Annotated in this window: 24 protein-coding genes; 10 read left to right on the plus strand and 14 right to left on the minus strand. The window is 58.0% G+C overall.

The features are described 5' to 3' along the window. Positions 1 to 146 precede the first annotated feature (146 nt). A complete protein-coding gene (locus ACQR3R_RS27840) occupies positions 147 to 452 on the minus strand; it encodes a PsiF family protein (RefSeq protein ID WP_428277453.1) in 306 nt (101 codons plus the stop codon). 116 nt (positions 453 to 568) lie between these two features. Beyond that, a complete protein-coding gene (locus tag ACQR3R_RS27845) occupies positions 569 to 1,351 on the minus strand; it encodes a helix-turn-helix domain-containing protein (protein WP_428277455.1) in 783 nt (260 codons plus the stop codon). Between the two features lie 95 nt (positions 1,352 to 1,446). Here ACQR3R_RS27845 and ACQR3R_RS27850 point away from each other — a divergent pair, with 95 nt between their 5' ends. After that, complete coding sequence (locus tag ACQR3R_RS27850; protein ID WP_428277457.1) at positions 1,447 to 2,334, plus strand: EamA family transporter; 888 nt, start codon at positions 1,447 to 1,449, stop codon at positions 2,332 to 2,334. A 24-nt stretch (positions 2,335 to 2,358) separates the two neighbouring features. On the opposite strand, the gene ACQR3R_RS27855 is transcribed toward ACQR3R_RS27850, so the two are convergent. Next, on the minus strand, positions 2,359 to 3,249 hold the full coding sequence (locus ACQR3R_RS27855) for an alpha/beta fold hydrolase (RefSeq protein WP_428277459.1): 891 nt from the start codon (positions 3,247 to 3,249) through the stop codon (positions 2,359 to 2,361). A 208-nt stretch (positions 3,250 to 3,457) separates the two neighbouring features. On the opposite strand from ACQR3R_RS27855, the gene ACQR3R_RS27860 reads away from it, so the two are divergent. After that, positions 3,458 to 3,988 (plus strand): ferritin-like domain-containing protein, encoded by a 531-nt coding sequence (locus ACQR3R_RS27860; protein WP_428277461.1) that lies wholly within the window; start codon positions 3,458 to 3,460, stop codon positions 3,986 to 3,988. A gap of 446 nt (positions 3,989 to 4,434) precedes the next feature. Here the strand turns inward: ACQR3R_RS27860 and ACQR3R_RS27865 are convergent, their stop codons facing one another. Next, the gene (locus tag ACQR3R_RS27865; protein ID WP_428277463.1) at positions 4,435 to 6,510 is read right to left on the minus strand and encodes an AsmA family protein; all 2,076 of its coding nucleotides are present in this window, start codon (positions 6,508 to 6,510) and stop codon (positions 4,435 to 4,437) included. Positions 6,511 to 6,895: 385 nt separating this feature from the next. Between ACQR3R_RS27865 and ACQR3R_RS27870 the strand changes: the two genes are divergently transcribed. From ACQR3R_RS27870 to ACQR3R_RS27900, 7 genes are all read left to right on the plus strand, one after another. Further along, positions 6,896 to 7,324, plus strand: coding sequence for a hypothetical protein (locus ACQR3R_RS27870; RefSeq protein WP_428277465.1), 429 nt, complete (start codon positions 6,896 to 6,898; stop codon positions 7,322 to 7,324). A 191-nt stretch (positions 7,325 to 7,515) separates the two neighbouring features. Next, positions 7,516 to 8,148: a TetR family transcriptional regulator gene (locus ACQR3R_RS27875; RefSeq protein WP_428277677.1), complete on the plus strand. Its 633-nt coding sequence runs from the start codon at positions 7,516 to 7,518 to the stop codon at positions 8,146 to 8,148. Between the two features lie 185 nt (positions 8,149 to 8,333). Further along, the gene (ureE, locus tag ACQR3R_RS27880; RefSeq protein ID WP_428277467.1) at positions 8,334 to 8,834 is read left to right on the plus strand and encodes an urease accessory protein UreE; all 501 of its coding nucleotides are present in this window, start codon (positions 8,334 to 8,336) and stop codon (positions 8,832 to 8,834) included. Next, positions 8,831 to 9,505 (plus strand): urease accessory UreF family protein, encoded by a 675-nt coding sequence (locus ACQR3R_RS27885; protein ID WP_428277469.1) that lies wholly within the window; start codon positions 8,831 to 8,833, stop codon positions 9,503 to 9,505. Before ureE ends, ACQR3R_RS27885 begins: the two co-directional genes overlap by 4 nt. Positions 9,506 to 9,528: 23 nt before the next feature. Continuing rightward, positions 9,529 to 10,143, plus strand: coding sequence for an urease accessory protein UreG (gene ureG / locus ACQR3R_RS27890; protein ID WP_428277471.1), 615 nt, complete (start codon positions 9,529 to 9,531; stop codon positions 10,141 to 10,143). Positions 10,144 to 10,178: 35 nt separating this feature from the next. Continuing rightward, on the plus strand, positions 10,179 to 10,751 hold the full coding sequence (locus tag ACQR3R_RS27895; RefSeq protein WP_428277473.1) for a HupE/UreJ family protein: 573 nt from the start codon (positions 10,179 to 10,181) through the stop codon (positions 10,749 to 10,751). A gap of 430 nt (positions 10,752 to 11,181) precedes the next feature. Further along, positions 11,182 to 12,309: an AGE family epimerase/isomerase gene (locus ACQR3R_RS27900; RefSeq protein WP_428277475.1), complete on the plus strand. Its 1,128-nt coding sequence runs from the start codon at positions 11,182 to 11,184 to the stop codon at positions 12,307 to 12,309. A 30-nt stretch (positions 12,310 to 12,339) separates the two neighbouring features. Here ACQR3R_RS27900 and ACQR3R_RS27905 read toward each other — a convergent pair whose 3' ends face one another. The 10 genes from ACQR3R_RS27905 to amaB form a co-directional block, all read right to left on the minus strand. After that, the gene (locus ACQR3R_RS27905; RefSeq protein WP_428277477.1) at positions 12,340 to 13,245 is read right to left on the minus strand and encodes a cation diffusion facilitator family transporter; all 906 of its coding nucleotides are present in this window, start codon (positions 13,243 to 13,245) and stop codon (positions 12,340 to 12,342) included. Between the two features lie 30 nt (positions 13,246 to 13,275). Next, positions 13,276 to 14,040, minus strand: a complete 765-nt coding sequence (locus ACQR3R_RS27910; RefSeq protein WP_428277479.1) for an SDR family NAD(P)-dependent oxidoreductase — start codon at positions 14,038 to 14,040, stop codon at positions 13,276 to 13,278. Positions 14,041 to 14,183: 143 nt separating this feature from the next. Next, complete coding sequence (locus tag ACQR3R_RS27915; protein ID WP_428277481.1) at positions 14,184 to 14,585, minus strand: hypothetical protein; 402 nt, start codon at positions 14,583 to 14,585, stop codon at positions 14,184 to 14,186. Positions 14,586 to 14,788: 203 nt separating this feature from the next. Next, on the minus strand, positions 14,789 to 15,508 hold the full coding sequence (locus ACQR3R_RS27920) for an ATP-binding cassette domain-containing protein (protein ID WP_428277483.1): 720 nt from the start codon (positions 15,506 to 15,508) through the stop codon (positions 14,789 to 14,791). After that, positions 15,505 to 16,377 (minus strand): ATP-binding cassette domain-containing protein, encoded by an 873-nt coding sequence (locus tag ACQR3R_RS27925; RefSeq protein ID WP_428277485.1) that lies wholly within the window; start codon positions 16,375 to 16,377, stop codon positions 15,505 to 15,507. The genes ACQR3R_RS27920 and ACQR3R_RS27925 overlap by 4 nt, the downstream gene beginning before the upstream one ends. Continuing rightward, positions 16,374 to 17,657, minus strand: coding sequence for a high-affinity branched-chain amino acid ABC transporter permease LivM (livM, locus tag ACQR3R_RS27930; RefSeq protein WP_428277487.1), 1,284 nt, complete (start codon positions 17,655 to 17,657; stop codon positions 16,374 to 16,376). The genes ACQR3R_RS27925 and livM overlap by 4 nt, the downstream gene beginning before the upstream one ends. 3 nt (positions 17,658 to 17,660) lie before the next feature. Further along, positions 17,661 to 18,575 carry an ABC transporter permease subunit gene (locus ACQR3R_RS27935; RefSeq protein ID WP_428277489.1) on the minus strand — a complete coding sequence of 305 codons (915 nt, stop codon included), beginning with the start codon at positions 18,573 to 18,575 and terminating at the stop codon, positions 17,661 to 17,663. 284 nt (positions 18,576 to 18,859) lie between these two features. Next, on the minus strand, positions 18,860 to 19,993 hold the full coding sequence (locus ACQR3R_RS27940) for an ABC transporter substrate-binding protein (protein ID WP_428277491.1): 1,134 nt from the start codon (positions 19,991 to 19,993) through the stop codon (positions 18,860 to 18,862). Positions 19,994 to 20,356: 363 nt separating this feature from the next. Beyond that, complete coding sequence (amaA, locus tag ACQR3R_RS27945; RefSeq protein ID WP_428277493.1) at positions 20,357 to 21,640, minus strand: L-pipecolate oxidase; 1,284 nt, start codon at positions 21,638 to 21,640, stop codon at positions 20,357 to 20,359. Positions 21,641 to 21,797: 157 nt separating this feature from the next. Continuing rightward, complete coding sequence (gene amaB / locus ACQR3R_RS27950) at positions 21,798 to 23,288, minus strand: L-piperidine-6-carboxylate dehydrogenase (protein ID WP_428277495.1); 1,491 nt, start codon at positions 23,286 to 23,288, stop codon at positions 21,798 to 21,800. A 174-nt stretch (positions 23,289 to 23,462) separates the two neighbouring features. On the opposite strand from amaB, the gene ACQR3R_RS27955 reads away from it, so the two are divergent. Next, complete coding sequence (locus ACQR3R_RS27955; protein ID WP_428277497.1) at positions 23,463 to 24,368, plus strand: LysR substrate-binding domain-containing protein; 906 nt, start codon at positions 23,463 to 23,465, stop codon at positions 24,366 to 24,368. The last annotated feature ends 107 nt before the right edge of the window (positions 24,369 to 24,475 follow it).

Below are 24,475 nucleotides of genomic sequence, written 5' to 3' on the forward strand. Positions count from 1 at the left end.
CGAACAGCGTAAAAGGATGGGCAGTCTGCCAGCCTTCCGGTGCCAGCACTAGAGAATGTGCAGGACGACTTTGGTCGAGGCCCGCATGGCTTTTTGCGGCGTCCTTGCCGCCCTCATCGCCGCCCCTGTATTCAGCAACTCAATGGCTATTTTTTCTTCAGGCAATCGCTCATGAAGGTTTTGCGTGCATCACCCTTCAGCGCTTGGGTAGCGGCGGTGGCGTTGCAGGTTTTCATCTTCTCCTGTTGAGGGGTCAACACCTTCGCGTCATTAGCGGCCGGCGCGGCTTTGAGGCAAGTGCTCATGAAGGCTTTGCGCTCATCGCCCTTCAGGCTTTTAGTCGTGGCGTCGGCATTGCAGGTGGTCATCTTGTTTTGTTGAGCCGTGGCGGCGAAGCCTTGGGAGCAGAGCAACAAACCGATCATCAACAAAGGGACACGCAGCATCTTCATGGAGTTTTCTCCTTGTCGCCGCACCGAGGGGCACGGCCTCATTCTGGAGTGTAGACAAAGCGTGTTACACCGCTGAATGCAGGCCCGTACTGATCCAGATAGCCTCGTACACAGGCTTACACAAATCGCTGTCGCCGATACTGCTCGGGTGTACATCCTGCCTGTCGCTGGAACATTGCGATAAATGCCGAAGCGGTGCTGTACCCCATGTCGAACGCGACCTCCTGGATGCTGCGTTGGCTGCTCAGTGCTTCAATCGCTGCCAAATACCTCAGACGCTGGCGCCACTCGCCAAAACTCATGCCCAATTCGCGCACGCACTGGCGCGCTAACGTGCGCTCGCTGACATGGATTAGCTCGGCCCAATGCGCCAGCGGCCGGTTATCGCCAGGCTCGGCTTGCAACGTTTCCAGAATCGCGAGCAAACCCGGACTGCTCGCATAAGGCAAATAACACTGGTGTACCGGCGCCAGTTGCAACTGGTCTACCAGCACCTGAGCCAGTCGGACATCAGGTTCGTGCTTCGGGATTTTCACATCGCGGGCGGCGAAATCCTTGAGGATCGCTTTGAGAATGTCACTGATCGCCAAGGTACAGGCCTGCTTCGGCAAATCGCGGCACAGCGAAGGCGCAAGGCACACCGCGCGATAATTCACCGGTTGGTTACTGTAGAAACTGTGTTCGATCTGCGGCGGCACCCAAACGGCGTACTGCGGCGGCGACATGAAACGGCTGTTGCCTATTTCCATGTGCAACACACCGTTCGCCGAATACTCGAGCGTGCCCCAAGGATGGCGATGGGCCGAGGCGTACTCATGCGTATCAAAATCGGCGTAGCGGAAATACACCGGTGCCGGCAATTCGCTGAAATCCAGCAGATCGATGTGTTTCGTGCTCATGCTGTCCGTATACCGCGTCGTGTTGTCTGGATCAAAGTATAGGCTTTCATCCAGACAGGGGATAATTGCCCCTCATTAACGTTCTGGTTTTCCCGATGCAATACGCTTATCCCCTGCTGGCCATTTTTATCTGGGCTGGCAACACGGTCATCACCAAAATGTCGGCCGGGGCGATCTACCCCGCCGAGATCGGTTTCTATCGCTGGCTGCTCGCGGGCATTTTGTTCACACCCTTCATGCTTAAACCGGTGATCGCCCATTGGCCGTCGATCCGCCCCAACCTTGGCAAGATTTTCATCCTCGGTGTGCTGGGCATGGCGGTTTATCAAAGCTTGGCTTACTTTGCCGCGACGCGGACATCGGCCACCAACATGGGCATCATCCTGTCGCTGATGCCGTTGATGTCACTGACCATGGCGATTGTCAGCCTCGGCCAGCGGCTGACTGCGGGTGCACTGGCCGGGGCCGTTTTGTCCTTCGCCGGCGTGCTGGTGGTGGTGTCATCCGGCAGTCTTGGAACGCTGATCGAGCATGGCGTGAACCTGGGCGATGCGATGATGCTGATCGCCACACTGGCCTATGCGATCTACAGCACGCTGCTGAAAAAATGGCAGCTGCGTTTACCTCCGCTGGTGCTGCTGTACTTGCAGGTGTTGGTCGCGGTGGTGGTGCTGTTTCCGCTGTTTGCTGTCTCACCGAAAATCGGCCCGACATGGCAGAACATTCCCTTGGTGCTTTACGCCTGCCTGCTGGCTTCAATGATTGCACCGTTGGCCTGGATGCAAGCCGTTGTGCGCCTGGGGCCGAGCCGAACCACGCTGTTTTTCAACTTGCTGCCGGTGCTCACTGCGCTGATTGCGGCAGGCGTGCTGCATGAACAATTGGCGATGTATCACCTGGTGGGTGGCGTGTTGACGCTGGGCGGGGTGATTGTGTCCGAACGTTGGACCACGGTGCTCGGGCGCAAGGTACGTGTTGCCTGAAGAACGAAAACGCGGTTTTACGGCTTACACTCCGGCAGCTATTAGCCGCGCCGCGTGGTCGACGAACAACCGCACCGGCTCTGCGCCCTTGCCAACCAATCCCAGTGACTGATTGACGATGTCGAAATGATCCAGCGGATATTCGTCGCCGATCACCGTCCCAAGGTGTGAGCTGTACCGCCCGACCATGCCGTCGCAGTGGCCTATTTCGCGGACGAACGTTTTGGCAAATAACCGGCAACTGCGGTTAGTCCCGTCAAACAGGTTAAGCCCCCGATCGGTTTTGCCCGGTTGCAGCGTTCCGGACCACGAGTAATAGCGCACGCCGTTGACTACCTCCGGGCCTTGACCACCAAAGGTTTCGGGCAAACCTTGCGGGAAACGCTGATTGAACAGCGCCACCCCAGCCATGGTCAGGGAAGCATGGGAGGCGTGAATATCCACGGGCAGTTTCGGCCCGCGATAGCCGGTTTCCAGAAAACTCATCACCGCAGCGACCAGGCGCAACACTCCGCTCAGCAGGCGACCCTTGGCGCTATCCGCCGGGTAGTTTTTTTCCAGGTAATCCGCCAGTTCCGACCCATGGTTCGGGCCCGCCACCGAGGTGACGGAGGCGACTCGATCCGGTCGCTTGGCGGCGGCATATCGAGCCGTCAACGCGCCCTGGCTGTGGCCGATCAGGTTGACCTTATCAGCCCCGGTTTCACGCAAAATCTCTTCGATTCGCGCCAGCAGTTGCTCACCACGCACCTCGCTGGAGTTCAGCGGCGAAACCTGCACTGCAAACACCGTCGCACCACCGTCACGCAGTGCCGAAATTATTCCGTACCAGTAGGGGTAAAGCAGCAGGCGGACAAACCCGAGCATTCCCGGAATCAGTACCAACGGGTAACGCGTAGCGCAATGTTGCGACATGGGCGAACTTCCTTGTGATCGGCGAAGTAGCGCAAGGCTCGATGCAAGACATCAGCCAAGCATGGTCATCAAACATGACAGCAGGTCGTTTAATGTCATCGATTGCCAAATTGCATAAAACTTTTCGCCGCGCTCATCACTCACACCCTACGTAGCGATCACTTCTCTAGAAGGTGACGCAAACCGGATTAGCCTCCAGGAGAACGAGATGAGCGACATGCAGTTATCTGATGTAAATACCCTTCGCGAACGCGCCCGCAAAAATGTCGAAAACGGTGCAGTGACCGAAAGCTACAGTGCCAACCGCGAAGAAGTATTGCGCCTGCTTAATGAATCGCTGGCCACAGAACTGGTGTGCGTGTTGCGTTACAAGCGCCACTACTTCATGGCTAATGGTTTGAAAGCCCACGTCGCGGCCGATGAATTCCTTGAACACGCGAATCAGGAAGCCGAACACGCCGACCGTCTGGCCGAGCGCATTGTGCAGTTGGGCGGTGAGCCAGAATTCAACCCGGATTTGCTGTCGAAGAACTCCCACGCGCAGTACGTGGCCGGCAAGAACCTCAAGGAAATGGTCTACGAAGACCTGGTTGCCGAGCGAATCGCCATCGACAGCTACCGCGAGATCATTCAATACATCGGCGAAAAAGACCCGACCACCCGACGCATCTTCGAAGACATCCTGGCTCAGGAAGAAGAACATGCCGACGACATGGCCGATATTCTGAAAGACCTGTAATAGCTGCGCTACAGCCATCGCGAGCAGGCTCGCTCCCACAGGGATCTTCGGTGCACGCTGAATACGTGCGCCCCACAGATCCAATGGGGGAGCGAGCCTGCTCGCGATGGCGTCTGCTTGTTCGATTGTTCATCTCGATGAACCGAGGTGTATCCATCGCTGGCAGGCCAGCTCCCACAGGGATGCTCGGTGAATGCTGAACCTGAGGGCGACGCTGGCCTACTGGTGAATGCTGAACCTTAGGGCGACGCTGGCCCACTGTGGGAGCGAGCCTGCTCGCGATGGCGTCTGCTTGTTCGATAGTTCATCTCGATGAACCGAGGTGTATTCATCGCTGGCAGGCCAGCTCCCACAGGGATGCTCGGTGAATGCTGAACCTGGTTACGACGCTGGCCCATTGTGGGAGCGAGCCTGCTCGCGATGGCGTCCTTTCAGACGCCGAACAATCACCGGGTTGGCTTGACTGTCACTGGCGCTTTACCTGCCTTCATCTGCTGCAGCAAGGGCGCACACTGATTCGGCTCTCCGCCGCTCGGCGCCACTAGCGCCAGCAATCCTGCGGCCGGTGCTGCTATCACTCCCAACGCCACCATTCCCGCCCCGCGCAGCAGTAACGGCACGGCTTTCACGCCGGCGTCCGGTTTGATGAATTTACCGCGCACATACAACGGCGAACGCAACGAAATCAGCCTCCAGCCCTTGGACTCCGGTGTTACCGTCAGGTCCAACTGTTCCGTGGCCATGTTCGCGGTGCCATCAATGTAGATAATCGCGTTCTCGGTATCGAAGACAAACAACCGCGCGCTCGCCAATCCCGTCTTGATATCAAAATCCGCTGCCGCGCAATTGATCTTCACTTCCTTGTCGCCAAAAATCTTGCCGACCACATAGTTACCTACGTTCAACCCCGCCAGCTCCATCAACTCGCGGCTGATCGCGCCGTCATTGATCAGCATTTTCAGGTTGCCATTGGCGGTACCCAGCAGGGTTGCAACCGAATTGCCACGCCCGGAAATATCAGCGTCGCCGTTGAGCTCGCCGAAACTGGTTTTCATCGGTTCGAAAGTCGGGAACAACTGCTTCAGCTTGAAGCCGCGCGCCGTCAGCTTGGCCTGCCCTTCCAAGGGCTCGGTATGACCATTGAGGCGAATCTGTGCGTCCAGTTTGCCGCCCGCCACACCGAAACGCAGCGGTTCCAGGCTGAGCACGCCGTCGGTCAGCACCAAGTGCGTATAAAGGTCAGTGAACGGCAGCTTTTCACTGTGGACAATGCGTTTGCCGGTGAACTCGACATCGGCGTCCATATCGCGCCAGCGATCAGTCTTGAATTCTTCAACCGGCAACACCTTGTCTGACGGTTGCTTGCTGTCTCCGCCACGGGCCTTTTGCTTGGCGTTCGAATCCGCGCCGATCAAAGGTGCCAGGTCGGCAAACAACAATTGATTGGAAACCAGGGCACCGCTGAGTTTGGGGCGCGGCTGACTGGCAGCGTAGGCCAGGCTGCCATGAATATCGCTCTCGCCGATCTTGCCGTTGAACGCCTCATAGCGAAACGTCGCGCCACTGGGCTCATGCAGCTTGGCAATCAAATGCCCGTCGGTGGAATAGGGTGGTGTATCCGGCAATGTCACACCCGTCAGCGGGTACAGGTTGCCAAGACTGCTGCCCGCCAGTTTCAAACGCAGGTCGAGCGCGCCAAGATTAAGCGGGTCGGTCAACGTACCGGCCAGCTCGACACGGGTGTCAGCAATCTGCACTTGAGCTTGCAGCGGAAACGGTTTGGCCGCGTCCTGCAACGCCAGCAAACCACCGATTTTGCCTTCGCCCCCGAGTTTTTGCCCGTGGTATTGGCCTTTGACCTTCAGGCCGAACGCGTAATCCTGCGGTGCAGCGCCCTTCTCCATCGCAGACTTTGCCGCTTTGTCGCCGACGATATCGCCGAAGGGAATCGGTTTGCCCAGCGGATCTATCAATACGTCGAGCTGAGTCTTCAGGCTCTGGTCGTCCAGCGTGACGTGGCCCTTATCGAAGCCGATTGCGCCGATATCAACCACCCAGTTTGAAGGCTTTGCATTCGGGTCTTTGGGATCGAATTTGAACGTCCAGTTGGCACGACCATCGGCCAGACGCTGCAGGTCGGCATTGGGTTCGGTCAAGTCGATACGAGGGATCACCACACGCTGCGCCAACAGCGCCAGCGGCGAGATACGTAACTCGACGCGTTTGAGGGTGACCATGTTCGGTTTCTTCGACCAATCCGGGTTGCCGAGGCTCAAATCCTCCGCCACCACATGCGGCCATGGCACCCAGGCACGCCAGCCGCCTTCATCAGGTTCACGCTGCCAAATCACCGCCAGGTTGCCGTTGATAGCGAACGGTCGGTGCAACTCCTCGGATACTTTGGCGTTGAGCGGCGGTTTTATCCGGTTCCAATCAAAGAACACGATGATCAGAACCAATACAGCCAGCAGTACAACAAGGCTGCCAACGATCCAGCCGAAGATTTTTGGGGTGCGCGTCATTGCACAGGGCTCCTGATACGACTGAGCGCCCTGACTGCGACGCACATATGAAACGTTAGGCCATAAACGGCCTGCCATGAAAACTACGACTCGCAATCGGCTCGCAGGTTTAATCGAAAGCGCTCTTTGCGCGTAATTAGCCCGTCTGCGTCGACCCTCTCATCGTCCATCGTTACCGCTCGCGCACGTTTGTGCGGCGCGAGTGGGTCGAAAATACCCACCTCGGTGCAAAAACACCCGCCGCAAAGGCCCGTTCTAGAGCCCTCGCGCAGAACAATCAATTCCGTTGATTATTACCATTGCGTTTATGAACTTTTATATCGACTTATCGAGAGTAGCATTGACCTCGTACCCATTTTATCGCCCTCCTACGGAGCACCCAATCATGAAACGTCAATTACTGCTTAGTCTTACCCTCTCAATGCTGGCCAGCACCGCTTTCGCTTTGCCAGCCGCTGAGCAGGCCACTCCACAAGTTAAATCGAGCCACTCTGTATTCAGCCAGACCATCGCCGCTGATGGTTCGGACCGTACGCCACAAGGCCAGACCCTTGCTGAAGGCGGTAACGATCGCCTGAAAGAAAAAGGCCTGATTACTGAAGACGGTTACGACAAGACTCCACAAGGCCAAGCCGTTGCCGAAGATGGCTACGACAAAACCCCACAGGGCCAAGCCGTTGCTGAAGATGGCTACGACAAAACCCCACAGGGCCAAGCCGTTGCTGAAGATGGCTTTGACAAAACCCCACAAGGCCAAGCCGTTGCTGAAGGCGGTGGTGATCGCGTAATCGAACGCAACAGCGCTCTGAGCTAAGCCCATGGCGGCCTTCAAAAAAAGCCCAATCACTGGATTGGGCTTTTGATTTTCCGGATGTTGCGACTTTCAGCCCGACTATCCCCCCGCTGCGCCTCCTTACGCTGCGCCTCCTTATAGAGAGTCGTTCGACGCCAGCAAAGCCGATTTGCTAGAGTGCGTCGCTGTCCCTCCTCAGAAAAACCTTTGTGATGCTGCCCCGCGCCGAACAGAAACAACAAACCCGCAACGCCTTGATGGACGCTGCCCGCCATTTGATGGAGTGCGGCCGAGGATTCGGCAGCCTGAGCCTGCGCGAAGTGGCGAAGACCGCCGGGATCGTGCCCACCGGTTTTTATCGGCATTTTGCCGACATGGACGAGTTGGGCCTGGTACTGGTGAGCGAAGTTGGCCAGACGTTCCGTGAAACCATTCGCCTGGTGCGCCACAACGAGTTCGTCATGGGCGGCATTATCGACGCTTCGGTGCGGATTTTTCTCGACGTGGTGTCGGCCAACCGTTCGCAATTTCTGTTTCTTGCGCGCGAGCAATACGGTGGATCACTCCCGGTGCGGCAAGCTATCGGGCGGTTGCGCGAAGACATCAGCTCGGACCTTGCCGCCGATTTGTCGCTGATGCCAAAACTGCATCACCTGGACATCGCCGGCCTTAATGTGATGGCCGATCTGATTGTTAAAAGTGTGTTCGCAACCTTGCCGGATATTATCGATCCGCCGGTACAGGCGTTGCCCGAGCACTTGACGCCGCAAGCCAAGATTACCCAACAGTTGAGGTTTATCTTTATTGGCCTCAAGCATTGGCAAGGCTTGGGCAGCACCGAATAGGACAGATTCCATATCGGCCAGCGCGTCAATCTGGTGCGCCAAATCCGCCTGCGCACCAAATCAATTCAAAAATCCGCAACATCCTGAAACACACACTAAGCTCCGCAAGGCATTTCCAAGATATCCCACGATTGGCAAGCTCCTTGCTCTAGCCAGAGCATTGTCCATTGCTGGAAGCCTTCCCGATGCTGGTGATTCATCGCAGAATCGACCCTCAACCCGACTGGGCTGCTGAGTTGCACCTCACCTTCGAAGCCCGGAGCAAAAGCCGTTTGCGCTGTTTCAGTGCCGAGGGTGAAGACGTCGGCTTGTTTTTGGAGCGCGGTCAACCGCCACTGTTTGACGGGGAATGCCTGCAAGCCGAAGACGGACGCATCGTGCGCGTGTGCGCCCGCCCCGAACAATTGCTGCACGTTACCTGCGCCAATGCTTTCGAAATGACTCGCGCGGCTTATCACTTGGGAAATCGGCATGTCGCGCTGCAAGTCGGCGACGGCTGGTTGCGCTTGCTCGACGACTACGTGCTCAAGGCCATGCTCGAACAGCTTGACGCCGTGGTTGAAAACCTCGAAGCCCCCTTCCAACCGGAACACGGTGCTTACGGCGGCGGACATCATCATTCGCGTCACGGCGACGAAGATTTCAATTACCCGCCCAAACTGCATCAATTTGGCGTACGGCCATGAATCCGGCCTGGGCGCTTTTGCGCCTGGCCAGCCCGCAGTTGCCGATCGGTGGCTACAGCTATTCCCAAGGGCTTGAGATGGCTGTGGATAATGGCCGGGTGAACGATGCCGACAGCGCGCGACGCTGGATCAGCGATCAACTGCTGTTGAACCTGGCCCGTTTCGAAGCGCCGTTGTTACTCGCCCATTGCATGGCCGCAACAGAGGAGCATTGGGGCGAGTTGCTGCAACGCTGCGAAGAACACCGCGCCAGCCGGGAAACCCGTGAACTGCATCTGGAAAGCAGGCAGATGGGCTATTCCCTGAAGCAACTGCTTGATGGCTTGCCGGAACTCGATGCCGCCGCCCGCACTTTTCTTGAGCAACGGCCCGAGCCGCATCTGGCGTTGTGCTGGGCGCTGGCCGCGCGTGCCTGGCGTATCAGCCCGCAAGACGCGTTGGCTGCATGGCTCTGGAGCTGGATGGAAAACCAACTGGCGGTGTTGATGAAAACCCTGCCGCTGGGTCAGCAGGCTGCGCAACGCCTGACCAGTCAACTGCTGCCGCTGCTGCAAGAGGCCCAGCAGAACGCTACCCAAATCAACCCCGAACACTATGGCAGCGCCGCTTTCGGCCTGTCCCTGGCGTGCATGGCCCATGAGCGCCAGTACAGCCGCCTGTTCCGTTCCTAGGGCCCGCTATCTTGGAGAATCAAATGAACACACAACCTTTGCGCGTCGGCATCGGCGGCCCGGTCGGTTCCGGAAAAACCGCCCTGACGCTGGCCCTGTGCCTGGCGCTGCGCGACCGCTACAACCTGGCGGTCGTGACCAACGACATCTATACCCGCGAAGACGCGGACTTTCTGGTACGCAACGAAGCGTTGGCACCGGAACGAATCATCGGCGTGGAGACCGGCGGTTGTCCGCACACGGCAATCCGTGAAGACGCCTCGATCAACCTTGAGGCTGTGGATCAACTCAACCGCCGCTTTCCGGGTCTGGATCTGATTCTGGTGGAGTCCGGTGGCGACAACCTTTCAGCAACCTTCAGCCCGGAGCTGTCGGACCTGACCCTCTACGTGATCGACGTCTCGGCCGGCGACAAACTGCCACGCAAGGGCGGGCCGGGGATCTGCAAGTCCGACTTGCTGGTGATCAACAAGGTCGACCTCGCGCCATTGGTGGGTGCCTCGCTGGAAATGATGGACAGCGATACCAAACGCATGCGCAACGGCAAACCCTTCGTTTTCAGTAACCAGAAAACCGGTCTGGGCCTGGAAGAAATCATCGCCTTCATCGAGCGCCAAGGTCTGCTGACTGGCGCCTGATCACGATTAACTTTTATCAACAAGGACGCTTAACCATGACACTCAAACGCATCCTGGGCGCCCTGGCCCTGCTGCTGACCCCAGCCATTGCCTTCGCCCATCCAGGCCACGGTGACAACGGTTTGATCGCCGGTATCAGCCACCCGTTCGGTGGCATCGATCACTTGCTGGCCATGGTCGCGGTCGGTTTGTGGGCGGCGCAACAACAGGGCGCCGCGCGTTGGGCGCTACCGTGCACGTTCGTCGGCACCCTGCTGATCGGTGGCCTGCTCGGTTTTGAAGGGCTGAACTTGCCGGCGCTGGAAAGTGGGATTGCTGCATCAGTATTGGCCTTGGGACTGGCGGTGGCATTGGCAGTACGTCCGCCATTGAGCGTCGCGGTCGGGGCTACAGCGCTGTTTGCGCTGTTCCATGGCGTGGCGCATGGCCTGGAGCTGCCCGACATGTCCAGCCCTTGGGCGTATGCCGTAGGTTTTGTCGCAGCAACCGCCGCGCTGCATGCAGCGGGCTATGCGGTGGTGCGCGTGTTACCGCAAGCAGCGGCGCCCTTGGTCCGGGTCGCTGGCGCTGCCTCTGCGGCGACCGGCGTGTGGTTGCTGGCCGGCTGATTTTGTTCCGACTGCGATGCCGTCATCGTCAGAGCCACCCAGAGCAGGCTCGCTCCCTCAGAGTTCTGTAGTGAACAGCAACCCTGTGTTCGACACCGCTCCAATGTGGGAGCGAGCCTGCTCGCGATGGCAATGTACCTGCCAATACTGATATTGAATGTGCCGGCCTCATCGCGAGCAGGCTCGCTCCCACAGGGTTCTGTAGTGAACGCCAACCCTGTGTTAGACACAGACCCCATATGAATCTGTAGTGAACACCAACCCTGTGTTCGACACAGACCCCACATGAATCTGTAGTGAACACCAACCCTGTGTTCGACACCGCTCCAATGTGGGAGCGAGCCTGCTCGCGATGGCGGCCTGACAGACACTGCATATCTGAGGCTGTTAACATGTCGCGCAATCAACCCTGCCGTGACGACGCCAGCCAATGCCGCCTGTTTCCCGCTCTGCTTCCCAACCTCAATTGACCGCTCTGTTCGCCACCGTGCAACAGCATTTCAATGACGTGATCGTGCCTTTATGGCAAGGCCCCGGCTGGAATGCCGAGTTGGCATTGCCTTATGAAGCGCTGGACGCCCAGCATCAGCCGCTACCGCCGCAACGCTACCGGGCCATGGCCTGCGCGCGTCAGCTGTACGTGTTTGCGAGCCTGATAGGTCAGGTACCAGGGGCGGAACAACGCGCCGCAGCGTTGTTCAATTCACTGCAACAGCATTTTCATGACGCCGAGCACGGCGGCTGGTTTTACAGCGTCGACCCGCACGGGGCCCCACTGGATCAGCGCAAAGATCTTTACACCCACGCCTTCATCCTGTTTGCCTGCGCCCACTATTGGGAAAAGGTCCGCGAACCGCAGGTGGAATCGGCACTTAACGCCGCCCTTGAAGTGGTTGCGCGGCATTTCGCAACAGGCGACGGCCTGTACGAAGCCACCCTCGACCGCAACTGGGCTTCGCTGAATGCCGGGCCATTGCAGAATCCGCTGATGCACCTTGCCGAAGCCTTCCTCGCCATCCTTGCGGTGCGAGATGACCTGGCCGTGCAGCATGCACTGCTCGCGTTATGCACAGCCATGCAGCAGCGCTTTATCGACCCGGAACACAGTGTGTTGATGGAAAAACCGCTGGGGGCTGTTGATAACTGGTTTGAACCGGGGCATCAGTTCGAGTGGTATTTCCTGCTGGAGTCTTCATCGTTGCTGCGCGGCTCGACGCTGCACGCTTCACTGGAGCGCGCTTTTGCATTCACCGAACAGTTGGGCGTCAACCAACAAACCGGTGCGGTACAGGCGATGCTCACGCTGGACGGCCAGACCAAAGACGCCACCCAACGCATCTGGGCCCAAGCTGAATACCTTCGGTCACTGACCTTGCGGCCCAATAGCGAAGACGCCGTGTTGCGCCAACTGAAGGCGTTGCAACAGTACTCTTTGCATCCGCGCGGCTGGCATGAGTGCCGTGACGAAAACGGTAATGTCAGCCGCCAGGACATGCCTTCCACGACGCCCTATCACTTGGCAACGTGTTACCACGGCTTGGCCGAGTACCTGCGTTAACCAGCAAGCAGCACGCTGCTAGAGTGCCGATCAGGCAATCCATTTTCTGTCGCCGGTGAAGCTGATGGTCAGCCACCTCGCCGCATCGGCTTTGCCGAGCTTCGCGGAAATGTCTTCGCGCAGACTGTCCAGTTGGCCCACGCTGTGCAGCGGGTAATCAGTCGGTAACACCACATGAATTTCGATAAAACGTGCTCGCCCGTGCTTCTGCACGTAAGAGATGTAGTCATCGAAACCATGTTCGAGCTTGGCCGCGTCCATCACCTGACGCACTTTGTCGTCGAGTTGATCCGGTGCAATCCCCAGCACATCGCGCAAGGCCGGGCCGAGAATCCTGAACGCTGGCCAGAGCATGCTCAGCGCCAACAGAATCAGGATCAGCGGGTCGACGTACACCGCCCACGCGCCGTAACCCTGAGATTTGAGCAGCAGCGCTGCGAGAAAACTGACCAGCAGTCCCACCGAAAGCATCGCGTCCACCAGCCAACTGATGTTGTCGAACTGGATCAGCGTTGATTTGAGCTTTCGATTGCGATGCCGCACGTAGAAAAAATAAGCGAACTCGACAACCGTGAACACCGCGGCGTAAACAATCACCAGCCCGAGTTCAATCTCGCGCCCACCATTGATGATGCCGAATACGCCGTTGAGAAACGCATAGATCGCGATCAAAAACAGAAAGCTGCCTTCGATCAACAGCACCATCGGCTCTAGATGCCAGAAGCCGAACTGAAAGCGTTCGTTGCTTTCCTTGGCGATGAGCTTCGCGGTAATCAGCATCAAGACCTTGATGAAGGTCGCGATCAACGAAAAAAAACCGTCGAACAGGATGGATTGGGCACCTGAGACGACACCGGTGACGATCCCGGCCACCGCCACGGCGAGCATCAGGATCGTTGATTGCTTGAGCAGCGTTTGCTCGCCTCGGTTACTCACATGCCCCTCCAGCCTGATCTGTTAACGCTATTACTTGGCGTTACGCTCGATGGCGAAGCCGCTCCAGGTCTGGCTGACCGGCATCAGCTCCAGGCTGTTGATGTTGATGTGCGCCGGGGCGTTGAGCACCCAGAAAATGGTGTCGGCAATGTCTTGCGGCTGAATCGGCTCGGCGCCGGCGTAGGTCGCGTTATAACGCTCCTGGTCACCGGCAAAACGCACCAGCGAAAATTCGCTTTCACACAGCCCAGGCTCGATGTTGCTGACGCGTACGCCGGTCCCTTGCAGGTCGCAGCGCAGGTTCAGCGAGAACTGTTTAACGAACGCTTTGCTCGCGCCATACACGTGGCTGCCCGGGTACGGGTAGTTGCCGGCAATGGAGCCCAGGTTGACGATGCCGGCACCACGACCGTGAGCGATCAGGCGCGGCAACAACAGTCGAGTGCTGTACATCAGGCCTTTGATGTTGGTATCGACCATGGTGTCCCAATCATCGAGATCGCACTTCGGTGCCGGATCAACGCCCAGCGCAAGGCCTGCGTTGTTGATCAACCCGCGCAACTTGGCAAAGGATGGCGGCAGGTTGGCAATGGCTTCCTCCATGGCTTTGCGATCACGCACGTCGAGCACCACGCCGTGTACTTCAGTCTGCTTCGACAATTTGGCGCACAGTGCATTCAGGCGCTCTTCACGACGGCCGGTCAGCACCAGTTTCCAGCCAGCCTCGGCAAAGCGACGGGCACAGGCTTCGCCAAAACCGGACGTCGCGCCGGTAATAAACAGGGTGTTGGACATCGTGTTCTCCTTGCTTCGGCTGACAATCAGCCATTGAAATAGAAAATCAGCTGGCAGCATGCCCGGCCTTGCCCGGAGCGGCAACCACGCTGCAACTGTACAAAAAACGACCAATCTTCGCGACGCCTTACCTGCCGTGGCTTTCAGGCATTTGCGCGCACCTTATCCACAACCCCATCCACACATTCCGGGGGCAAGTGGAAAAGCCCAAACCCGCTGTGTACAAGGCTTTGCGAGGCATTTGGAAATTTTTTTGCTTGACCCTGAAAGGCTGGCTGTGTAGCCCATCGCAATTTCAGCCTTGAACGAGCCAAACCAACGATGGCGCCACGCCAGTAACTACGGCCCTCAGCCAAGTCTTTCCAGAGTTTAACCACAGACTTATCCACAGGCTGGCCAGTGCGATTCATGAGCGCTTTCACCCCTAATAAAAAGGTTGACAAAGTCACCTCTCGGTCGCGCAAAAGCGACTGATCAAAAAACAACCGCATCGCTACAACCCGCGTATTCAAAGGCGTGTAGACAGCTACTCCCACGTTATTCACAGCCAGCTCCACAGCAAACGGGGACAAGTCAAAAGTGTGACAAAACAACTATTTGCAGCGGCTTTATGTCGCGCTTTCAGAGGTCTCCAATATTGTTTTCCACAATTTCCAGAAAGCTTGTGTCCACGGCATATTTTGCACGTCTGGCCCTATAAAAAAGCCCCGGCGATCGCTCGCCGGGGCTGTGGATACTTCGCGTGTAATCAGTGCCCGCCGAGATAAGCGTTACGCACCTCTTCGTTGACCAACAGCTCCTTACCGGTGCCGCTGAGGCGAATCTCGCCGTTGACCATCACGTACGCCCGGTCCGATAACTTCAGCGCATGGTTGGCATTCTGTTCCACCAGGAAAATCGTCATGCCGGTGGCTGCCAGCTCCCGCAACGTCGCGAAAATCTGTTTCACCACGATCGGCGCCAAACCCAGGCTCGGCTCATCCAGCAACAGCAGTTTGGGCCGGCTCATCAGCGCACGCGCGATGGCGAGCATTTGCTGCTCGCCACCCGACATGGTCATGGCCCGTTGCGTACGCCGCTCCTTGAGTCTCGGGAACAGCTCGAACATGCGCTGCATGTCTTCGGTGGCGTACTTGTCGCCAATGGGGATGGTGCCCATCAGCAGGTTTTCCTCAACGGTCATGTCGGGGAATACGCGCCGGCCCTCAGGCGATTGAGCGATGCCGTTGGACGCGATGTAGTGAGACGATTTGTGAGTGATGTCCACGCCTTGATAAATGATCTGGCCGCCAGCCGCTCGCGGCTGACCGAAAATCGACATCAACAGGGTCGACTTGCCGGCGCCGTTGGAGCCGATCAGGCTGACAGTTTCACCTTCATTGATGTGCAGCGAGACTTTCTTCAGGGCCTGAATCGGCCCGTAAAACACATCCAGTTCCTTCAACTCGAGGATTGCGCCGTTGCTCATACCAGCTCCTCTTCATCTGCGCCCAGATAGGCCGCAATCACCTTCGGATCGTTGCGAATAGCGTCAGGCCCGCCTTCGGCAATAACGATGCCGTGGTCCAGTACCACGATGTGATCAGAGATGCTCATGACCATGCCCATGTCGTGTTCGATCAAGACCACGGTCAGGTCGTGCTCATCGCGCAGCAACCGGATCATCGCGCTCAGCGCCTCGGTTTCCTGAGGGTTGAGGCCGGCGGCCGGCTCATCAAGGCAGATGATCTGCGGCCGCGTGCACATGGCCCGGGCGATTTCCAGTCGACGCTGCTGCCCGTAGGACAATTCACCGGCCAGCCGATTCGCGCAATCCACCAGGTCCACCACTTCCAGCCAGTAGAAGGCGTGGTCCAGCGCATCGCTTTCTGCTTTGCGGTAGCCCTTGGTGTTGAGAATGCCGGCCAACATGTTGCGGTTGACCCACATGTGCTGGGCGACCAACAGGTTTTCCAGTACCGACATTTCCTTGAACAGGCGAATGTTCTGGAAGGTTCGCGCCAATCCCGCTCGGTTTACCAAATGGGTGCCACCGAACATTTTGTAGTACAGGCGGCTGGCGAAAGATTTCGGTGAAACAAAATCGGTCGCCTTGAATGACTCGCCCAACAGCTGGATGACGTTGGTTTTTTCGCCCCGGGCATTCAGCTCGATCTTGCCGCCGGAGGCTTTGTAGAACCCGGTCAGGCAGTTGAATACCGTCGTTTTGCCGGCTCCGTTAGGGCCGATCAGGGCGAAGATGGAATTGCGGTGCACCTGCAGGCTGACATCGCTAAGCGCCTTGATGCCGCCAAAGTGCATCATCAGCTTCTCGACCGAGAGTACGACTTCGCTCATGGCGCTACTCCTTTACGCGGGGTCACACCGGTACGGCTGATTCGAATCAGGCCGCGCGGTCGCCAAATCATCATCAACACCATCAGGATCCCGAACAGCAGCACGCGGTATTCGGCAAAGCCACGCAACAGCTCCGGTGCGACCGTCAGCACGAACGCTGCAATCACCACGCCGATGGTCGAACCCATGCCGCCGAGTACCACAATCGCCAGAATCAACGCCGACTCGAAAAAGGTAAACGAGGTCGGGTTGACGAAACCTTGATAGGTGGCGAAGAACACGCCCGCCAGGCCGGCAGTCGATGCGCCAAGGGTGAATGCCGAAAGCTTCACCAGCACGTGGTTCAAGCCCATTGAGCGGCAAGCGATTTCATCTTCACGCAATGCTTCCCAGGCGCGGCCAACCGGCATGCGGGTCAAGCGGTGCTTGATGTACAGCACCGCCAGGACGACCAGGAACAACACCGCGTAGATGAAGTAATACTTCACGTCGGGGTTATAGGCGATACCGAAGAACTCATGGAACGGTACACCGCCCTCCTTCGCCCGTTTGCCGAACTCCAGGCCGAAGAAAGTCGGCAGCGGTGCAGGCATGCCGTTTGGACCACCAGTCAGTGACAGCCAGTTGTTGAGGATCAACCGGATGATTTCACCGAAACCCAAGGTCACGATCGCGAGGTAGTCACCGTGCAGGCGCAACACCGGAAAACCCAGAATGCACCCGGCCAATGCGGCCGTGATCGCCGCCAGCGGCAACACCGTCCAGAATCCCAACCCGAGGTATTGATAACCGAGCGCGAGGCCGTAGGCGCCGATGGCATAAAACGCCACGTAACCCAGGTCGAGCAGACCGGCCAAGCCCACCACGATGTTGAGGCCCAGGCCCAATAGCACGTAGATCAGCCCAAGAATAACCACGCCAAGTAAGTAAGAGTTGGAGAAGAATGGAAACACCACGGCAATCACGATCATCAGCGGGATGATCCAGCGCAGTCGGGATTTGTAATCGGGTGGCAACACGTGCACACCGGACCCCGTGGTTTCAAACCCTTCGAGAATCTGCCGCCCTTTTGGGGTTTGCAGAAACAGGCTCAGGGCAAAACGGCCGACCATCACAATAGCGACGATCCACGCCACCCGAACCGGTTGCAGGTTGAAGCTGTACCCGTCCAGGACAATGCCCACAATCGGGCCGAACACAATCAAGGCAATGAGGCCGGCAAGAATGGCGTCGACCAGGCTTTTTTTGATTTCAATCGTATGTTTAGGGGCTGAAGACATCGCTTACACCTTCGACACAAGAGGACGGCCGAGCAGGCCTTGAGGTCGAAAGACCAGAACAAGTACGAGCAGCGAGAAGCTGAAAACGTCTTTGTAGTCCGAATTGACCAAACCTGAGAACAGCGACTCGGAGATCCCGAGAATGATCCCGCCGAGCATCGCACCGGGCAGCGAGCCGATCCCGCCGAGTACCGCCGCGGTGAACGCCTTGATACCGATGACGAAGCCTGCATAGAAGTCGAACGTGCCGTAGTTCATGGTGATCAGCACGCCGGCCAGGGCCGCCATTGCTGCACCGATGATGAACACGTAGGAAATCACGCGGTCGGTGTTGATCCCCAGGATAGAGGCCATCTTGCGATCTTGCTGGGTAGCACGACACATGCGTCCCAGCTTGGTGTACTTGATGACGTAGGTCAGCAAACCCATCCCGGCGAATGCAGCGACCAGGATGAATATCTTGGTGTAGGTGAGCTGGACGAAGCCGGTACCGACGTCAATCCGCCACGCGCCCGTCAACAGTGTTGGAACACCTTGTTGGCGTGCGCCTTGGGCAATCTGTGCATAGTTTTGCAGGATCAGCGAAATACCGATGGCGCTGATCAGCGGAGCCAGGCGTGTGGAGTTTCGCAGGGGTTTGTAGGCGACACGCTCGATCACCCAGCCATACACCGCCGTGACGATGATGGTGAAGATCAGTGTGCCAAGCATCAGCAGAGGGAAGGATTCAATACCGAAGTATGCCAGCAGTGCCAGACTGATCGCCGCGAGGTACGCAGAGATCATATAAACCTCGCCGTGGGCGAAGTTGATCATGCCAATGATGCCATAGACCATTGTGTAGCCGATGGCGATCAGGCCATAGACCGACCCGAGGGTCAGGCCGTTGACCAGTTGCTGCAGGAAAATACCATCCATAACGCAATCTCACGCATTTGAGAGACTGCACAGAAACCGGGTGCTACGGACTGGGGTTCAGCCACCGGGGCAACACGGATGTGTGCAGCTCTACGAGAAAAGACAGACGAGCCATGACTGATTTAAGTCTGCTGAAGGGGGAACACTGTGGCGAGGGGATTCATCCCCGCTCGGCTGCGAAGCAGTCGCAAGTCCGGCGACCACGTGTGTGATCGCGGGTCCAGGGGCAGCTACGCCGCCCAACGGGGATAAATCCCCTCACCACAGCAGATCAGCAGCTCATATCACTTCTGTTTTTCCAGCTGATGGTATTTGCCGGTCGCGTCCCACTGGTAAACCACGTAGTCGGAGACTTTCAGGTCACCTTTGGCGTCCCAGGTTTTCTCGCCCATCACGGTTTTGACCGGGTTGGCTTTCAGCCACTTGGCAGCGTCTTCGCCCTTGTTGGACTTGGCGCCGTTGAAGCCTGCGGCGAGTGCCTGAATCGAAGCATAGGCATACAGGGTGTAGCCTTCAGGCTCGGTGCCGGCCTTGCGGAATTGCTCAACGACAGCCTTGCTCTCCGGCAACATGCGCGGGTCGGCGCCGAAGGTCATCAGCACGCCGTCAACGTATTGCGGGCCGCCAGCGGTGGTCACGAGTTCGTCGGTCACGATGCCGTCATCAGACATGAACTTCACGTCTTTAAGGCCTTCAGTGCGCAGTTGTTTAACCAGTGGACCGGCTTCAGGGTGCAGGCCGCCGAAGTAAACAACGTCAGCACCGGCAGCGCGGATTTTGGTGACCAGGGCGCTGAAGTCTTTTTCGCCACGGGTCAGGCCTTCGTAGATAACCGGCGTCACACCACGCTTGATCAGTTGAGCCTTGGTGGCATCCGCCAAACCCTGGCCGTAGGTGTCTTTGTCGTGGATGACCGCGACTTTCTTGCCCTTCAGCACATCGACGATGTAGTCACCGGCAACGATACCTTGCTGGTCGTCACGGCCGCACATACGGAACATGGCGCTCAGGCCGCGTTCAGTAACCTGCGGGTTGGTAGAGCCTGGGGTGATTGCGATGATGCCCGCTTCGTCGTAGATCTCGGAGGCCGGAATGGTGGAGGAGGAGCAGAAGTGACCGACAACGCCGGCAACTTTCTGGTTGGTCAGGTCTTTGGCAACGGTCACGGCCTGTTTAGGCTCGCAAGCGTCATCGCCTTTCACCAGTACGATTTTCTCACCGTTGACACCGCCCGCTGCGTTGACCGCATCGGCCGCCGCTTGCGCACCCTTCATGTACTGCTCGCCAAATGCCGCGTTGGCGCCAGTCATTGGACCCGCCACACCGATTTTCACATCAGCCTGTGCAAACGCAGAAACACCCAGCGCAGCTGCCACTGCGAGGGCCAGAAAGCCTTTCTTGTAAAACGTCTGGGACATGAGGTGGTGCTCCAAGGTTTTTTTTAGTTGGCACTGCGAGTTCTCCGAATGCTCAGAGCAAGGGCCGTGCCATCGGTTTTTTATTCTGAAAAAAGTCGCTGCTTTATTGTTATTTCGACTGTTTTGATCCCATTTTTATTGGGCGTGCAACCGTCTAAACCGCGGAAGGTGAAACCGTTTAAATCAAAAGGCGCAACCCGCACGCGCCATCATTGCAACCGCGGCGCCAAACGACGTGCAACCAGCCTGTAACAGCACGCGTCACCGAAGTGCACACTGCTGGTGCGGGACTGCTACAACCCGCACCATTACAGGCTAGTCGCTGCGCCGAAAAGCGCCGCTTTCAGCAACAAATTTCAACAATCAGATAACGATCCGCAAGCACTGGCCTGCGTGGTACAGCGAGAAGCCCGCTTCATACAGACAGCTGCGAATGCCAACGCCGGACAACGGCTGCATTGGCGCGAAAGGAATCGGCAAGGCGTGCGGGTCTCCGTTACACAAATAGTCGGCAAAGGCTTTGCCCACCACTGTTCCCGTGGTGACTCCACGGCCGTTATAACCAGTGACTGCCACCAAACCGGGCGCTGGCTCGAACAAACGCATCAGATGGTCGGGGGTAAACGCGATGCAACCGGTCCATGTGCATTCCCACTCCACGGGCTTGAGGTAAGGGAAATAATGCTGCTGAACGCGATCGGCCCAGGCCTTGAGGAACCAGGCAGGTTTCTGATTGCCATTGCCAAGACTGCCAAGCAATAGACGACCGTCCTGATCACGCCGAATGCTGCTGAGTACCTGGCGCGTATCCCAGGAACCCTGACCGCCCGGCAATATTTGCCGGGCAGCGTCTTCGGTCAGCGGCACCGATGCCACTTGATAGTAGTAACCGGGAAAAAAGTTGCGACGCAGCTCGGTCCAGTCACCTTCGGTATAAGCGTTGGAGGCGATCACTACCTGTTCGGCGAGCACCGAGCCTTGAGCAGTTTGCACCGACCAGCGCTGGCCCTGGCGCTCAAGTCGAGTCACTGGCGAGTGATCGAACAACTGGCCACCCAGGCTGATGGCTGCTTTGGCCAGCCCCGTGGTGTACGCCATCGGGTTGAGCGTACCGGCACGTCGATCCAACAGTGCGGCGGCGATTTTTTGGGTACCGGTGGCTTGCTCGCAGGCGTGCCCGGTCAGCAGTTCAACCGGGGCGCCACGACGTTTCCATTGCTGTTCTCGACTGCGCAAATCGGCTTCACCGCGCGCGTTGTGCGCCATGTGCAGCGTGCCTTCGCGGCGCAACTGGCAATCGATTTTGTACTTGTCCACCAAGCTGAACACCAGCGATGGCGCTGCGCCCAACATGCGATTGAGCTGACTGCCGACCGCTTCGCCGAACCCGGCTTCAATCTCGTCCGGCGGTATCCACATGCCGGCGTTGACCAGCCCGACATTACGCCCCGAACCACCATGGCCCGCACGCTGCGCTTCCAGAACACACACTCGCTTGCCCTGTTCCAGCAGGTGTACCGCTGCCGACAGCCCGGTAAACCCGGCGCCTATGACACACACATCAACCGTTACTTCGCCCCTGAGCGCGGCATTGTCAGGCCTTTGCGGCGTCAGTTTTTCCCACAGACACTCTTCGCGTAACGGCATTGCCAGACTCCAATCAGAAACCTAACCAACACACAGTTCCCAGTGTGGGAGCGGGCTCGGTCGCGAACGCGGTGTGCCAGGCAACATCAATGTCGACTGACAGATTGCATTCGCGAGCAAGCAGGCCCCGAAAGGGAATCACTGCTCGACTTGAGCGTTAGTCGAACGTAATCCCTTGCGCCAATGGCAGCTCCAGCGAGTAGTTCACGGTGTTGGTCTGACGACGCATGTAACCGCGCCAGGCATCGGAGCCGGACTCACGGCCACCGCCCGTTTCTTTCTCACCGCCAAACGCGCCACCGATCTCGGCGCCGCTCGGCCCGATGTTGACGTTGGCGATCCCGCAGTCACTGCCGACGGCCGACATGAACTGCTCGGCCTCACGCACGTCCGTGGTGAAAATGCACGATGACAGGCCTTGTGGCACCGAATTGTTCAGGCGTAGCGCTTCATCGAAGTCCTTGTAGCCGACCACGTAAAGGATCGGTGCGAAGGTTTCGTTGCACACCACGTCGCTTTGCTCAGGCATTTCAACAATGGCCGGCGAGACGTAGTACGCGTTGGGAAATTTGTCTTGCAACTGACGTTTGCCGCCGAACACCCGGCCGCCTTCGCTCAGTGCCTGCTCCAGGGCGTCCTGCATGTTTTCGAAGCTGTGCTTGTCGATCAGCGGGCCGATCAAATTGCCTTCCAGGGGGTGGCCGATGCGCACCTTGGAATAGGCAGCTTTGAGACGAGTGACGATTTCTTCTTTCACCGACTCATGCGCGATCAGACGACGCAGCGTGGTGCAACGCTGGCCAGCCGTGCCGACAGCGCTGAACAGGATCGCCCGAACGGCCATGTCCAGATCGGCACTTGGGCCGAGGATCATCGCGTTGTTGCCACCCAGTTCGAGAATGCTGCGGGCAAAACGCGCGGCGATTTTCGGCGCAACCTCGCGCCCCATGCGGGTGCTGCCCGTGGCGCTGACCAGTGCCACACGCGGGTCATCGACCAATGCGGCGCCGGCCTCGCGGCCACCGATGATCACCTGGCTCAAGTGCGCAGGCGCGTCGCTGAAGTTTTTCAGCACGCGGTCAAACAGGGCCTGACAGGCCAGTGCGGTCAAGGGTGTTTTTTCGGACGGCTTCCAGATCACCGGGTTACCGCACACCAGGGCCAGGGTCGTGTTCCAGGCCCAGACCGCCACCGGAAAATTGAATGCACTGATCACCCCGACAACGCCCAGCGGGTGCCAGGTTTCGCGCATGTGGTGGCCAGGACGCTCGGAGGCAATGGTCAACCCGTACAACTGACGCGAGAGGCCGACCGCGAAGTCGCAGATGTCGATCATTTCCTGAACTTCACCCAAACCTTCCTGAGTGATCTTGCCCGCCTCCCAGGAAACCAGTTCACCCAGGTCAGCCTTGTATTCACGCAGGATATCGCCCAATTGGCGCACCAGTTCGCCACGGCGCGGCGCCGGGACCTTGCGCCACAACTCGAACGCATGATCTGCACGACTGATGTGCTGCTCGACTTCAGCAGCGCCTTCCCAGTTCACGGCGGCAATCTGGCTGCCATCGATCGGCGAATGCACGGGCACTTTGCCGTTCTGGTACAGCGCCGGGTTTACGCCAAGACGATCAAGCAATGCGGCAACCATGGGATCACTCCTCAAGCAAAAAACAGAAAGTGTGCAGCCGGAAAATATCGGCTGATCAGACTTGTAGTTTTAGCGCTTGGGAGGTTACCCAACAAACGACCTTTAAGAGAGATATCATTCCGTTTATTCATGCTGTGCATTACCGGTGATAAAGAAACAAGAAAAGGACCCCTCATGCTGAATAAACGCTACCTGCCGTCGATCACTGCCCTGCAGTGTTTTGAGGCCGTGACCCGGCATTTGAGCTTCACCCGGGCAGCCGAAGAGCTGAACCTGACCCAAAGCGCGGTCAGCAAACAGGTCGCGCAGCTCGAAGAATTGCTGCAGCACCTGCTGTTTCGCCGGGTGCGCCGACGCCTGCAAATGACACCGGCCGGTGATTTGTACCTGGTTGAGGTCAGAAAAATCCTTACACAGGTCGAAATGTCGACGCATTACCTGCGTTCCTACGGCGGTGAGACTGAGGTCCTGCGCGTCTCTACGCCTCCAACCTTCGGAGCGCGCTGGCTGGTGCCCCGCCTGAAAGGCTGGCGACTGCGTCATCCCTCCATTCACCTGGACCTGTGCAGCGAGCAGGAGGCCGATGAGTTGCTGCAAGGGCGCAGTGATCTGGCGTTCTACTTTGGCCAAGGCTCCCGGCCGGGCACCGAATGCCTGAAACTGTTTAGTGAAGAGCTGGTGGCAGTGTGCGCACCCGGCAGCCTGCCCGACACGCCGTTCACCGATCCGACCCAGCTCACCGACCTAGTGCTGCTGCAAAACGCTTCCCGACCGCAAGCCTGGCATGACTGGTTCGACAGTCAGGGTTACCACACCGAGCACAGTTACCACGGCCCTCGCTTCGAAACCTTCTACATGTGCATCCGCGCAGCGCAGGTCGGCTGCGGCGTGGCGCTGTTGCCACGATTTCTGGTGGAAGAGGAATTGGCCGACGGCAAACTGGTCATACCCTGGCAGCATGCGATGCCCAGCTCCGACGCTTATTACCTGGCGTACCCCGAGCACTCCGCCGAAGTGCCCAAGGTCCGGGACTTTGTGAAGTGGATGCTGGAGCAGATTGATGGTCCGGATTCGCCGTAGATTTGAGCCGGTCACACAATTGCTGTGGGAGCGGGCTAGCTCGCGAACGTAATCTGTCAGTCGGCATTGATGTTGAGTGATAAACCGCTTTCGCGAGCAAGCCCGCT

This window comes from Gordonia sp. IEGM753 (assembly GCF_050321825.1).
In the GTDB taxonomy this organism is placed as follows: Bacteria; Pseudomonadota; Gammaproteobacteria; order Pseudomonadales; family Pseudomonadaceae; genus Aquipseudomonas.